This window comes from Sphingomonas sp. KR3-1, from assembly GCF_040049295.1.
Taxonomy (GTDB): domain Bacteria; phylum Pseudomonadota; class Alphaproteobacteria; order Sphingomonadales; family Sphingomonadaceae; genus Sphingomonas.
The window spans coordinates 2,391,522-2,403,950 of the sequence record NZ_JBDZDQ010000001.1; the positions used below are offsets into that span (position 1 = coordinate 2,391,522).

A 12,429-nucleotide genomic window follows, 5' to 3' on the forward strand; every position below is an offset into this window, starting at 1 on the left:
GGCCGGCTACCGCGGCGCTGCCCGGCGGGCGGCGCCGCGCGCTTCCCACGTCCCTGCCCTTTCATGCCCGCCCCAGGCGCTGGAGCTCCATTCCATGGCAACAAAACCCGCGTTCTTGCTGCGGCAAGGCACCCAGGCGATCGTCAACCATGTCCTCCAGACCGGATCGATCCAGGGGGTGTTCAGCACGAAGACGGCGATCATCCGCCCGGTTTTCCTGAAACCGACGCTGCGGCCCGAAACGGTGGACGCCGGGCGCGCGATCGTGCGCGACTATTTTAGCGCGGTGCAGGCCGTCGCGAAAAATTTCGGATATACCCAGGCATCGAACGAAACGATCATCTCGTGCGTGGGTGAGTTCGGGAACAACGGCTACAATGACGGCGATACGTTCAAGGCCGATTCGTCCCATCCGCTCGACGTGGAAGTACACGCCGCGATGGCGGACGAACTGATCAACCAGCAGCAGGCGTGGCGACTTAAGGACCTGCCCACGCACATCATGTTCACTGCGCCCAATGCCGTGAAGCTCACCCTGCCTGATGGTGATGGGAAGGACGTGATCCAGATCACGGCATTCGCATCGTGCAGTGCCGACAAGGGCAAGATCTTTGCTTATGGGAAGCGCAGGTTTTCCGACAAGGATGGGTTCGACACGCTGGACGCGGACGGAAACAAGACCATCGCCGACGGTACGGCATTCGCGCCCGATACCGGGCCGATGCGGTTGCTCTTCCCCACGGGCCAGGGCGTGCAGATCAGTATCGATACGGTCATCTGCCTCGACTATAGCGCCTATGCCAAGAAGCCCGGTGTCGAGCCCGGGCAGATCGGGGCCGATCTGATCGTCATGCAAAGCCGTGGCGCGCTCGTCGGCGAGATCGATACGGCGTCTCCCGAGCTGCGCGATCGTTGCATCATTTCGAATGACAGCGGCCACACGGCCGACAATTTACCCGAGGAAGGCGGCTCCGTTGTGGATCCGGATGCCCCGATAGCGACCCCGGCCCCGACTGGGGTCTGGGAGGTGATGAAGGATGGGGGCCGCCCCGCCCGATTCGCCGATATGGTCATCACACGTGCATCGGGCCTGCTCGACATGCTCGACGGCCTGTTGGGCGCGGTGTGCGCGACCTCGCTGACGGACATGGCAAAGGCGCTGGCCGACAAGACGATCGTTGAGAGGAAGCTCTTGACCTCCATACGCTACGAAAAAGCGGATGGATCTTCGGAGCGCCTGCTCATTGGCGGGCCGATCAATGTGGGCCTGCTGACCGACGCGCGGATCACCGAGGTGGCGCAGAACTGTCGAGACGGCAAGGCGTTCATCGCCGGTGTCACCCCGGAGGCGATCGATGCCGCGAGCGATGCCGATGCCGCGCTCGGCCTGGGCATGCTCGCGCCGGGTGCCTCGATGTCGGGGCTCGACGGGAGTTCCGGGTCGGGCACCGGTTCCGATCCGCACCCGATCTCGCCGTCCGACCGGCCTGGGGGTGTGCCCGATCCCAACCACGACCATCCCGGCACGGTCGATCCGGTGCCGGTGGAACCGGTGCCGCATGGCGGCGGCGTGCCCGACGTGCCGCACGATATTCCCCACGGCCCCGACGTTCCGGGGCGCGATCCCATCCACGGCGGCCCCGACTGAGGGCGTGCCAAGAAAAAGGGGCGGGAGACCTGCGCCTCCCGCCCCCGATTTTCAGGCCTGAACCCGCGATCAGAAGCGCGCGGTGACGTTCAGGTAGAAGGTGCGGCCGGTATAGTCGTAGCCCGAATAGAGCGGCGAGTTGCCGGTCAGGCTGTAGACGCCCGAGGTGATCGTCGGCGGGGCCGTGTCGAACAGGTTCCGCACGCCGGCGGTGAGCTCATACTTGCCGATGTCGTACTGGATCGAGGCATTGTGCAGGAAATAGTCCGGCGTGCCGAGATAGTAGTTGTCGAGCAAGGTGGTGAGCGTCGCCTGGTCGACCACGCCGTCGCTGCCGGTCGCCTGATAGGTGGCGACGCGCTTGTTCGACGAGCCGGCGATCCAGTCGAGGCCATAGTGCAGGGTGACGGCGTGGATCCGGTAGCTCGCGTTGAACGACCCGCTCCAGTCGGGCGACAGGATCGTGCCGTTCGAATCGATCAGCGCCTCGTCGGCGAACAGGCGCGAGGACTGCTCGGTGTACTTGGTCACCATGCCGTCGAGCGTCAGCCCGCCGCCGAACAGCTCGTGCTGGTAGCGCAGGTTGAACTCCCAGCCCTTCCGCTTGTCGGTCGAGATGTTGATGTAGTTGTCGAGCACCGTAACGGCGTTGTTCGAATCGCGATCGACGAAGCGGCAATAGCCGCCATTGGGATCGTAGTTCGCCGCATTGTAGCACAGGCCGAGCAGCGCGGCGGCGCCGAGGCGCGAGACTTCGTTGTCGACCTCGATGTTGAAGTAATCGACCGAGGCCGAGAGCTTGCCGAGCCCGAACGGCAGCGTCGGGTTCACCACCACGCCGGCCGAGAAGTTCTTCGACGTCTCGGCCTTGAGCCCGGTCGAGGCGCCGCCCGCGGTGAGCACGGTCACGCCGTTGGTCTGGGTGAAGTTCGCCGGCAGGCCCGCCGCGGCGCAATTGGCCTTGAGGATCGCGCTCGAGCTCGCGGCGTAATTGTCGCACGGATCATAGGAGCTCGAATAGAAGCCGCTGGTCGCGCCGAGATACTGCTCGAACAGCGCCGGGGCGCGGTACGACGTGCCATAGCTGGCGCGGAAGCCGACATTCTTGATCGGCTCGTAGTTGACCGAGCCCTTGTAGGTCCACTGGCCGCCATAGGAGCGGTAATGGGTGTAGCGGCCCGACCCGTCAAAGCTCAGCGACTTGATGAACGGCAGGTCGGCGAGGACCGGCAGATAGAGCTCGCCATAGGCTTCCCAGACCTCGTCGGTGCCGACCGTGGGGGTGGCGGCGGTGAGGTTGTACATGTCGCCCGCGGCGCTTGCTGCGCCCGGCTGGTCGTTCAGGCTGTCATGGCGATATTCGAGGCCGAGCGCCGCCTTGGCGCTGCCGCCGGGCAGCTTGAACAGCGAGCCGTTGACGTTGAACGAGCCGGTGATCTCGTCGAAATGCGTGCGGCCGATCACGTCGTCGGTGATGAAGTCGCGATACGCCTGCGAGAGGTTGCCGCCGATCGAGGCGGCGTTGATCGCCGGGGCGGCGACGCAGCCGTTCGACGGATCGACGCAGCTGAAGCTGCCATCGGCGTTCTGGACGACGTTGAGCGACTGGGCGAGCTTGCTGGTGCGGAAGGTCTCGGTGTCGTAGCGCGCGCGCATCCACGAATAGGAGCCGTATGCGTCGTAGCGCCAGTCGCCGACGCCGAGATTGCCGCGCAGGCCGCCGGCGGCGCGATAGGTGTAGACGTCCTGGCTGTTGTCGGTGAGGCCATAGCCGATGAACGAGCGCGCCGCGACGGTCTGGCCGTTCGAGATGTCGGTCGCGGCGGAGTAGACGCCGTTGCGGAAGATCGTCGGCACCAGCGGGCTGCCGGTGGCGTAATCGAGCGTCAGCTGGCGATAGAGGCGGTTCGACGACTGGCGACGGTTGCCGAGCGCCTCGACATAGATCTGCGCGTCGCCGAGCGCGTGCAGGTCGTAGCTGCCGGTGAGGAAGCCGGTGAGCGTGCTGAGCGGGGTGACCACTTCCTCGCCGAGCATCGCCGGATCGAAGGTGGTGCGGGTATAATAGCCGACGCCTTCATAGCCGGGCGTGCCGCCGGTCGCGGCCGCGTTGGGACGCAGGCGGTTGAAGGTCGCGGCGGTCTCGCCGGGCGCTGCCTGGGCCGCGCGGGTGGGGACGCCGAGCGTGTTGATCGTCAGGCCGCCATTGTCGAGCGTCCAGCAGCCGGGCTGGCCGGTGGCGGGATCGATATAGTCGCCCGAGCCCATCGCGGTGCCTTCGCCGCTCAGATAGCCGCCGATCGGGCACTTGCCGAGCTTGCTGTCGCCCAGCGTGATGCGGCTGCGGTTGTAATAGTCGACCGAGCCGATCAGCCGCCAGCGATCGCCATGCGCGCCGAACGAGGCGGAGAGGCGGTTGGCGGTGCCGTCGCCGATGCCGGGCACGTTGGTCTGCGCCTCGAGCACGATGCCCTTGAGGTCTTCGTCGGTGAGGATGTTGATCACGCCCGCGACTGCGTCCGAGCCGTAGATCGACGAGGCGCCGGCCTTGAGCACTTCGATGCGCTTCACGATCGCATCGGGAATCGAGTTCAGGTCGACCGAGCCGACCGAGCCGCGCGTGCCGGCGGGCGACAGGCGGCGGCCGTTGAGCAGGACGAGCGTGCGCGTCGCGCCGAGGCCGCGCAGGCCGACCGTGTTCACGCCGGTGCCGCCGTCGACGACATAGCCGCCATAGTAGTTGTTGATCTGCGACGAGCCCTGGGTGACCGAGGCGCTCTGCAGCGCATCCGAGACCGAGCTGAAGCCGGCGGCGGTCATCTCGTCACGGGTGATGACGGTGAGCGGCTCGGCCGAGGAGAAATTGTCGCGGCGGATCAGCGAGCCGGTGACGACGATCGTCTCGCCGGCGCCCTCGTCGCTGGCGGTGGGGGCAGGCGTGGCCTGATCCGAATTGGTCGTCTGCGCGTGCGCCAGCGGCGCGGTCGCGAAGGCCAGTGCCAGCGCCGACAAAGCGGTGCTGGCACGCAAAGTAAGTTGCGTCCCGTTCATTGTTTTTCCTCGCTCTTCCGGCCGACAGGTCGGTCGGCCGGGGGTCTGCGAACGCTGCCTGCTGCATGTGCTAAGTCACGCTGGGCGGCGCCCTGTCGCAAGGCGTGCGGCGAGGTTGGGCGGCTGTAAATCCGGCGAAACGCAATCGAAACAAGAATTTACGGGCGCTGTATTATTAATGCAACGTTTGTTGCGCCGTGTCGCGGCGCATTACGATTTGTGCGGATGCTGCGCAAAATTGTTGCGGCGCGTGAACGATCGGAAACGTTTCGGACCGATCCGGCGCGGGCCCGATTCCGGGTGATTCGTGCGCCAATGCAAAAGGCCGGAGCTTGCGCCCCGGCCCTTCACGTTGGCGGTGCCGATCCTCAGAAACCGACGCTGAGCGTGCCGAACACCTGGCGCGGGGCCGAGGCGTGGAACACCAGCACGTCGCCGGCGACTGCGTTCGAATCGCCATTGGCGACCACGCCGGAGTCGCTCGGCGCGAACACGCTGTTGTCGAAGTTCGCGGCGTAGCGCTTGTTGGTGAGGTTGGTGACGTTGAGCGACAGCTTGGCGTTCTTGACGAAGCCGAGCGTGCCGAAATCATAGCCCATGCCGAAGTCGAAGGTGGTGACCGGGGCGAAGCTCTGATCGTTGGTGTAGGTATAGTAGCGGCGGCCGGTATACTTGCCCTGGAGCGAGGCCGAGAAACCGGCCTGCTTCACGCTGAGCACGCTGGCGAGCATCGTCTTGGGCGTATCGACCTGCTGCTTGCCCGCGGTAGGCAGCACCGCGGTGGTGGTGCCCAGGCTCCACACCAGGTTCTGGTCATAGGTGGTCTTGTTGAGCGAGGCCGAATTGTACCAGTTCAGCCACGAGGTCGGCTTCCAGAGGATGCCGAGCTCGGCGCCGTCGCTGGTGACGCTGCCGGCATTGTGGAAGCTGTTGCCGCAGCCGGGGTTCTGCTGCTGGTTGGTCGGGCACGGGTTGTACTGCAGCAGGCGGTGGTCGAACTTGACGTGATAGCCGCTCAGCGAGACCTGGAGCGGGCCGCTGACATAGCGATAGCCGCCCTCGAGGCTCTTCGAGGTCTCGGGCTTCAATGTCGCGCCCTGCTGGTTCCAGACCGTCTGGGTGACCGACTGCGGCCCGAGCTTGAAGCCACCCTGATACATGGCCATGTTCTCGGCATAGCTCGCATAGAGCTCATGGCCCTGCGCGACCTGCCAGTGGATGCCGACTTCCGGCAGGAAATTGTCCTTGGCGGTGAGCGCGCCGGTGGCGAACTGGGTGGTCGCCGGCGGCGCTGCCTTGGCGATGCCGCGCAGCGCATAGGCGTTCGACTTGGAATAGGTGCTCTTGAAGCCGAAATCGATGCTCAGCGCGTCGTCGAACAGCTTCACCGTGTCCTGCACGTAGAATTGCTGCGTCTTCCACTTGGTCTGCTGGACCCACTGGGCGGTATCCGGCTGGCCCTCGAGGAACTGGCCGAGATCGAACGGGCCGGTGACGTGCGTCCAGATGTAGCGCGCGGCGCTGCTGGTGTTCTGCTCGACCCACAGGCCCGCTTCGAAGCGGTTGAAGCCGACATCCCAGCGCACGCTGCCGACCACGCCGGTGCGGTCGATCGTGTAGCGCGTGTCGCGGATCTGGACGGGAAGGTCGTCCGCGGTCGAGGTCGTGCCCTGGTTGGACAGGCCGGCGATCCAGTTGTTGCCGGCGCCCTTGTCATTGTGGTGATAGACCTGGGTGTGGACGCTGAGCGACTTGGTCAGGTCGAAATCGCCCGACAGGTAGAACAGATTGTCGTTGCGCAGGATCTGGCCGTTGGTGAAGGTCACGTCGGCATTCTTCTGCGGCGCAGGCGCCGCGGCGCAGGCGATCGGCGTGGTCGTCACCGTGCAGGCGGCGACGCCGAGATAGCGCTGCCAGTTCGGCGCATAGCCGCCCCAATCCCAGCCGAGGCGGTTCAGCATGTCCTTCGACAGATAGGCGTCGTCGGCCTGGTTGGTGCGCGAGAGGTCGGCAAAGGCGGTGATCTTGATGCCGTCCGCCTTGTACTGGACCTTGGCATTGAGCTGCTTGCCGGTCGACTTGTTCCAGGCCGGCTGGTTCACGAACAGGTCCTGCTGGCTGTACTGGCCCGAGACATAGGCCGAGAAGCCGCCATGCTCGCCGGTGTCGAGGCGGACGAAGGTGCGCAGGCTGTCTTCGCTGCCGACAGTCTGGCTGACCGACAGGCCGAGATCCTTCTTCGGATCGCTCGACACATAGGTGAGCGCGCCGCCCAGGTTGCTGGTCGAGGGGATGCCGAGGCCGGCGATGCCGGTGGCGAGATCGGCGCGGCCGAGATTCTCGGAGATCAGCGCGCGGCTGATCGTGAGGCCGTTGTAATTGTTGTAGGCGCCATCGCCGAGCGGCATGCCGTCGAGCGTGTAGCCGAGGTGCGTGGTGCTGAAGCCGCGGACCTGGAGCGAGAGCGACTGCTCGTTGACGCCGAGCGCGTCGATCGACTGCGCCATCACGCCAGGCAGGAAGTTGAGCGCCTTCTGCACGCTGGTGCCCGGCGGCAGCGTCTCGAGATTGGCGGGGACCAGAGTCGAGACCGAGCGGGTCTGGCCGCTGCCGATGACGACGATGTTGCTGCTGGCGTCGCTGTTGTCGCTGTCGTCGGCGGCGACGGCGGTGCTGTCCTGCGCATAGGCGGCGACAGGCGTCAGCGCGGCCGAGGCGAGCAGAACGGCGAATGCATGGCGGCGCAGCCCGCGGCGCGAAAGATCGGTCATTGGTTTTCCCTTCCCCAACGGCCGGCTGGCCGCTCCCAGTGGCGCGGCTAGGGTGGGATCGCGACAGGACCGTTACGGCAAGGCTACGGTTTGATGACGTTGCCCTAAAGCCTCACTCGCGGGTGAGGATCGTGCTGAGCCAGCGCGTGCGCAGCTGCGCGGGGCTGCCGGGGATAGCGGCATCGAGGAACGCGGCTGCGGTGATGCGGTCGAGCCGGAAGGTGCGGAAATCGCCGCGCAGCTCGCACCAGGCGAGCAGGACGCGCGTGGCATCGGCATAGCCGATCATCAGCGGCCAGACGGTGCGCTGCGTGGCGCGGCCCTGTTCGTCGGCATAGTCGAGGTGCAGCTTGCGGCCCGCGCGGATCCAGGCGCGCAGCTCGGCCGCGTCGATGCCGTCCTTCGGGCGATCCCAGACCGGCACCGCGCGCATCGCCGGGTTGCCGAGGAACGGGCGCATCTCCTCGGGCAGCACCGCGGCGATCTTGGCGAGTAGGTCCTGCGCAGCGCGGGCAAGGCTCTCATCGGCATGGCCCGCCACCCAGGTGGCGCCGAGCGCAACCGCATCGATCTCGTCGGCGGTGAGCATCAGCGGCGGCAGGTCGAACCCGCTTTCGAGGACATAGCCGATCCCCGCCTCGCCGCGGATCGGCACGCGCTGGCCGATCAGCGCGGCGATGTCGCGATAGACCGAGCGCTTCGAGGTCTCGAGCTCGGCGGCGATCGCGTCGGCGGTGACCGGGCGGTTCGCGCGGCGAAGGATCTGGACGATCTGGAAGAGGCGGTCGGCCTTGCGCATTTTTCGTTCCTTGGCGGCACCAGCCCGCTCCCCCACCCGGCCTCCCATAAGATACTGCCGCTGGGAGGCCGGGTGGGGGAGCGGGCCGGCACCGCAATCATAGTGCCACGCTGCTGACACCATGCTGGCAGCAGCGTGGCAGTAGGTCGAGCCCCGCAACCGACAAGGGGAAACGGGACATGACGACGAAGACCTACAAGGGCAGCTGCCATTGCGGCGCGGTGACGTTCGAGGCGGACGTGGATCTCGCGGCGGGCACGAGCAAGTGCAACTGCTCCTATTGCCGCAAGCACCGCAACTGGGGGGCGCTGCTCAAGCCCGACCAGTTCCGCCTGCTCTCGGGCCGGGACGCGCTGGGCGACTATCAGTTCGGCACCAGGCAGGGCCATCACCGCTTCTGCGTCTATTGCGGGATCGCGCCGTTTGGCGACGGCCATGTCGAGCAGATCGGCGGCGCCTTCGTCTCGGTGCAGCTGATGTGCCTGGACGACGTGCCGCTCGCCGAGCTCGAGGCGGCGCCGGTCCGCTATGCCGACGGGCTGCACGATGCCTGGTGGCAGGAGCCGGCGGAGAAGGCGATCCTGTAGGAGCCGCCCTATACTCGCCTGTTCGGGGCCGGTTTTCATTGCCCTGTCAAAGCGATCGTGCAGGATGCTCGCAAAGCGGGGAGATGGCGCATGCGGCGGGCGGTTCGATTCGGGTTGGCAGGGTTGCTGGCGCTGGGCATGGCGGCGCCGGCGGTGGCGCAGGAGCGCGACATCGATGCCGCGGTCAAGGCGGCGATGGCCGAGACCGGCGCGAAGGGCGTCGCGGTTGCGCTGATCGACAAGGGGCAGGTCGTCTCGGTACGCACCTATGGCGCGCGCAACGAGAAGGGCGACCCGCTCACCGCCGACACGATCATGTATGGCGCGTCGCTGACCAAGGCCGTGTTCGGCTATCTGGTCACGCAGCTAGCCTCCGAGAAGAAGCTCGACCTCGACAAGCCGATCGCGGGGATGCTCGCCAAGCCGTTGCCCGACTATGGCAATATCGATGCCTATGGGAATTGGGGCGACCTTGCCGGCGATGCGCGCTGGCAGAAGATCACGCCGCGCCACGTGCTCAACCACGCGACCGGCTTTGCCAATTTCTCCTTCCTCGAGCCCGACAAGAAGCTGCGCTTCCACTTCGATCCGGGCAGCGACTTCGCCTATTCGGGCGAGGGCATCTCGCTGCTCCAGTTCGGGGTGGAGCAGGGGCTGGGCCTGAGCGTGGAGAAGGAGCTGCAGCGCCGCTTCTTCCAGCCGCTCGGCATGACGCGGACCAGCCTGATCTGGCAGGACAGCTTCGGCACCAACCTGGCGGACGGCTGGGACGAGGCCGGCAAGCCCGAGCCGCATGACGATCGCAGCCGGGTGCGCGCGGCGGGATCGATGGACACGACGATCCACGACCTCGCGGCGATGACTGCGGCGATGGTGCGCGGCTATGGCCTGCCGCCGAAATGGCGCGGCGAATATGTGCGCGGCACCCAGGCGATCCGCAGCAAGACGCAGTTCCCGACCTTCGGCAATCCGGCCGGGCCGGGCGAGGGGACCACGGCCAAGGCGGCGCTGGGCGTGATCGCCTTTACCGGGCCGCAGGGGCCGGGCTGGTTCAAGGGCGGGCACAACGACGTGACGGGCAACACGCTGGTGTGCCTCGAGCGCGGGCAGCGCTGCGTGCTGATCCTGGGCAATGACGTGCGGATCGAGAAGGCATTTCCCCGCCTGGTGAAGGCGGCGCTGGGGGAAACGGGCGTGCCGTACCGCTGGGAATATGGCTTCAAGGACTAGGCGCGCCGGCACGAAAGTGCTGGCAAGATCATTTCGGTGGAAACTCCGATAGCCAGCGGCCGATGCCATGAAGTATTCGAGTCCCGAATCCGGGGGTTCCAGCTTCATTGCAGGTGGAGGGACGTTATGTCTGGCTATGACGACGATTCATACTTCCAGCCGCCGAACACCAACAATCCGAACGCGACGCCTTATTGTCCCAATGGCGATCCGTTCATCACCTTTGCCGGCCGGCAATGGTGGATCAACTATCACTGGACGCAGGCGCAGGGCACCTATGTCTGGGAGCCGTTCAAGTCGATCTTCGACCCGACGCTAGTCGAGCATGGCCCTGACGGGATCCGGCTGCAGATCCAGCCCAACCAGGACCCGAGCCAGGCGTGGCGGACCTCTGAAGTCGTGCTGATGGACAAGCTCGGCTACGGCAAATACCTCGTCACCGCGCGCGCCGATGGCGGATCCTTCTCGGACCTCGATCCCCATGCGATCTTCGGGGCGTTCCTCTACCAATATTCCGAGGCGCCGCCGAGCAACGGGCCGAACATCCACCGCGAGATCGACTTCCTGGAAGTGCTGCGCAGCGGCGGGGGCAACGCGCAATTCACGCTGCAGCCCTATGACTCGGTCGTCCCACCGCCGGTGCATTTCTTCCAGATGCCGCCCGGGACTGAGGTCATCACGATCATCAACAACTGGTATGTCGATCCGGGCTTCAAGATCATCGCGGACTATTCGTGTTACGCCGGCGACTGGTCGCTCGAAAATCCGCCGCCCGAAGAAAAGCTGATCGCGAAATGGTATCCGGCGCTGGACCCGAGCTTCGCGCCGCTGATCCCCGATCACACCGACAGCAGCTGCGAGCGCCTGCACCTCAACCTGTGGCTGATGCACGGTGAGGCGCCCGGCGGGCCGCAATCGGTGACCGTGACGCGGTTCGAGTTCCAGCCGGCCTAGCTGCCGGAGGTCAGGCCCCGGCGTTGGTGAGCGTCTCGAGCTGGGCGGGGCTGAGCGCCACGTTCCAGCTGCCGACCAGCTCCTCGACTTGCACGACGCTGGTCGCGCTGGCGATCGGTGCGGTCACGCCCGGCTGCGCCGCCAGCCATGCAAGCGCGATCTGGGCGAGCGTAGCGCCGGTCTCCTCGGCGACCTGGTCCATTGCGACGAGCATCGCCGGGCCCTTGCCCTCCATGAACGCCGTCATCCGGCCGCCGCGAACGCTCTTTCCGAGGTCCGCTTCCGAGCGGTACTTGCCCGTCAGATAGCCCGAGGCGAGTCCGTAGAAGGGCACGCAGCCGATATTATACTCGACGCAGAGGTCCTGGAGCTCGCCTTCATATTTGTGGCGGCTGAGCAGGTGATATTCGTTCTGGAGCGCGCGGAAATGGGGCAGGCCCTCGCGCGTGGCGATGTCGAGCGCGGACTTGAGCCGCAGCGCGTGGAAGTTGGAGGCGCCGATCGCCTGGACCTTGCCGGCCTTGATCAGCGCATCGAACGCCGCGAGGACGTCTTCCTGCGGCACGTCCTCATCGTCCTGGTGGGCGAAATAGAGATCGATCGTCTCGACGCCGAGGCGCTTGAGGCTGGCATCGCAGGCGGCGGCGATGCGCGCGGGGGCGAGCTTGGTGCCGCCCTCGCCATCGAGCATGCCGACCTTGGTGGCGATCTTGACCTGGCCGCGCTTGCCCGACTGCTGGAGCCATTCGCCGATGATCGCCTCGGACTCGCCGCCCTGGTGGCCGGGGACCCAGGCCGAATAGACATCGGCAGTGTCGATCAGCGTGCCGCCGGCCGCGGCGAACGCGTCGAGCACGGCGAAGCTGGTCGCCTTGTCCGCGGTCCAGCCGAAGACGTTGCCGCCGAGGATCAGGGGCGGCGTCTGGATGCCGCTGGTGCCGAGGTCGCGAAGAGTCATTGGTCGGTCCCGTTGCTGGCATTGACGTCGATCGCGGCAGCGGCCGCATCGAGCTGGCGGGATTCGCTGGCGCTCAGCCCGCCCTTGGTGTCATCGGTGCCGCCCCGCCCGCAGGCGGCGAGCGCGAGCAGCAGGAGGAGCGGCGCGGCGCGCATCAATCGGTGTCCCCGTCGCCCGAGCCCTGATCGGCGGCGGCATTGCCCACCGGCACGGCCTGGTCGTAATTGCTTTCGGCGGCACCGAAGGCGGCATTCTCGGCGGCATTCACGTCGCTGACTGCCTCGCCCATCGTGTTGCTGTCGCCCGCGACCGATTCATTGGCTTCGGCCGCTTCGTTCTTCGCCTTGTTGCCGCAGGCCGAGAGGCCGAGCAGCGCGACCGCCGCGAGCGGGAGGAAGATCTTGCGCATGGCTGCGTCCCTTTTGCCTTGG

Annotated in this window: 10 protein-coding genes; 4 read left to right on the forward strand and 6 right to left on the reverse strand. The window is 66.3% G+C overall.

Annotation, left to right across the window (positions count from 1 at the left end; genetic code table 11):
• Nucleotides 1-94: 94 nt before the first annotated feature.
• A complete protein-coding gene (locus ABLE38_RS11820) occupies nucleotides 95-1,648 on the forward strand; it encodes a hypothetical protein (protein WP_348974337.1) in 1,554 nt (517 codons plus the stop codon).
• A gap of 69 nt (nucleotides 1,649-1,717) precedes the next feature.
• Here ABLE38_RS11820 and ABLE38_RS11825 read toward each other — a convergent pair whose 3' ends face one another.
• The 3 genes from ABLE38_RS11825 to ABLE38_RS11835 all read right to left on the reverse strand — a co-directional run bounded on the left by ABLE38_RS11825 (nucleotide 1,718) and on the right by ABLE38_RS11835 (nucleotide 8,269).
• Nucleotides 1,718-4,699 carry a TonB-dependent receptor gene (locus tag ABLE38_RS11825; RefSeq protein WP_348974338.1) on the reverse strand — a complete coding sequence of 994 codons (2,982 nt, stop codon included), beginning with the start codon at nucleotides 4,697-4,699 and terminating at the stop codon, nucleotides 1,718-1,720.
• 368 nt (nucleotides 4,700-5,067) lie between these two features.
• Entirely contained in the window at nucleotides 5,068-7,470 is a 2,403-nt protein-coding gene (locus tag ABLE38_RS11830) for a TonB-dependent receptor (protein ID WP_348974339.1), read from the reverse strand.
• Between the two features lie 112 nt (nucleotides 7,471-7,582).
• Complete coding sequence (locus tag ABLE38_RS11835) at nucleotides 7,583-8,269, reverse strand: YafY family protein (RefSeq protein WP_348974340.1); 687 nt, start codon at nucleotides 8,267-8,269, stop codon at nucleotides 7,583-7,585.
• 179 nt (nucleotides 8,270-8,448) lie between these two features.
• On the opposite strand from ABLE38_RS11835, the gene ABLE38_RS11840 reads away from it, so the two are divergent.
• The 3 genes from ABLE38_RS11840 (at nucleotide 8,449) to ABLE38_RS11850 (ending at nucleotide 11,040) form a co-directional block, all read left to right on the forward strand.
• Nucleotides 8,449-8,856: a GFA family protein gene (locus ABLE38_RS11840; RefSeq protein WP_348974341.1), complete on the forward strand. Its 408-nt coding sequence runs from the start codon at nucleotides 8,449-8,451 to the stop codon at nucleotides 8,854-8,856.
• Between the two features lie 90 nt (nucleotides 8,857-8,946).
• Complete coding sequence (locus ABLE38_RS11845) at nucleotides 8,947-10,086, forward strand: serine hydrolase domain-containing protein (protein ID WP_348974342.1); 1,140 nt, start codon at nucleotides 8,947-8,949, stop codon at nucleotides 10,084-10,086.
• A 126-nt stretch (nucleotides 10,087-10,212) separates the two neighbouring features.
• Entirely contained in the window at nucleotides 10,213-11,040 is an 828-nt protein-coding gene (locus ABLE38_RS11850; protein ID WP_348974343.1) for a hypothetical protein, read from the forward strand.
• Nucleotides 11,041-11,050: 10 nt separating this feature from the next.
• On the opposite strand, the gene ABLE38_RS11855 is transcribed toward ABLE38_RS11850, so the two are convergent.
• From ABLE38_RS11855 to ABLE38_RS11865, 3 genes are read right to left on the reverse strand one after another with little or no spacing between them, the layout of a single operon-like run.
• Nucleotides 11,051-11,998, reverse strand: a complete 948-nt coding sequence (locus ABLE38_RS11855) for an aldo/keto reductase (RefSeq protein ID WP_348974344.1) — start codon at nucleotides 11,996-11,998, stop codon at nucleotides 11,051-11,053.
• Complete coding sequence (locus ABLE38_RS11860) at nucleotides 11,995-12,153, reverse strand: hypothetical protein (RefSeq protein WP_348974345.1); 159 nt, start codon at nucleotides 12,151-12,153, stop codon at nucleotides 11,995-11,997. Before ABLE38_RS11860 ends, ABLE38_RS11855 begins: the two co-directional genes overlap by 4 nt.
• The gene (locus ABLE38_RS11865) at nucleotides 12,153-12,407 is read right to left on the reverse strand and encodes a hypothetical protein (protein WP_180147228.1); all 255 of its coding nucleotides are present in this window, start codon (nucleotides 12,405-12,407) and stop codon (nucleotides 12,153-12,155) included. The genes ABLE38_RS11860 and ABLE38_RS11865 overlap by 1 nt, the downstream gene beginning before the upstream one ends.
• Between the last annotated feature and the right edge of the window lie 22 nt (nucleotides 12,408-12,429).

Bases quoted from the DNA above. Each gene is read 5' to 3' on its own strand.
- ABLE38_RS11820 (WP_348974337.1), top strand. From the start codon at position 95: ATGGCAACAAAACCCGCGTTCTTGCTGCGGCAAGGCACCCAGGCGATC.
- ABLE38_RS11825 (WP_348974338.1), bottom strand. From the start codon at position 4,699: ATGAACGGGACGCAACTTACTTTGCGTGCCAGCACCGCTTTGTCGGCG.
- ABLE38_RS11830 (WP_348974339.1), bottom strand. From the start codon at position 7,470: ATGACCGATCTTTCGCGCCGCGGGCTGCGCCGCCATGCATTCGCCGTT.
- ABLE38_RS11835 (WP_348974340.1), bottom strand. From the start codon at position 8,269: ATGCGCAAGGCCGACCGCCTCTTCCAGATCGTCCAGATCCTTCGCCGC.
- ABLE38_RS11840 (WP_348974341.1), top strand. From the start codon at position 8,449: ATGACGACGAAGACCTACAAGGGCAGCTGCCATTGCGGCGCGGTGACG.
- ABLE38_RS11845 (WP_348974342.1), top strand. From the start codon at position 8,947: ATGCGGCGGGCGGTTCGATTCGGGTTGGCAGGGTTGCTGGCGCTGGGC.
- ABLE38_RS11850 (WP_348974343.1), top strand. From the start codon at position 10,213: ATGTCTGGCTATGACGACGATTCATACTTCCAGCCGCCGAACACCAAC.
- ABLE38_RS11855 (WP_348974344.1), bottom strand. From the start codon at position 11,998: ATGACTCTTCGCGACCTCGGCACCAGCGGCATCCAGACGCCGCCCCTG.
- ABLE38_RS11860 (WP_348974345.1), bottom strand. From the start codon at position 12,153: ATGCGCGCCGCGCCGCTCCTCCTGCTGCTCGCGCTCGCCGCCTGCGGG.
- ABLE38_RS11865 (WP_180147228.1), bottom strand. From the start codon at position 12,407: ATGCGCAAGATCTTCCTCCCGCTCGCGGCGGTCGCGCTGCTCGGCCTC.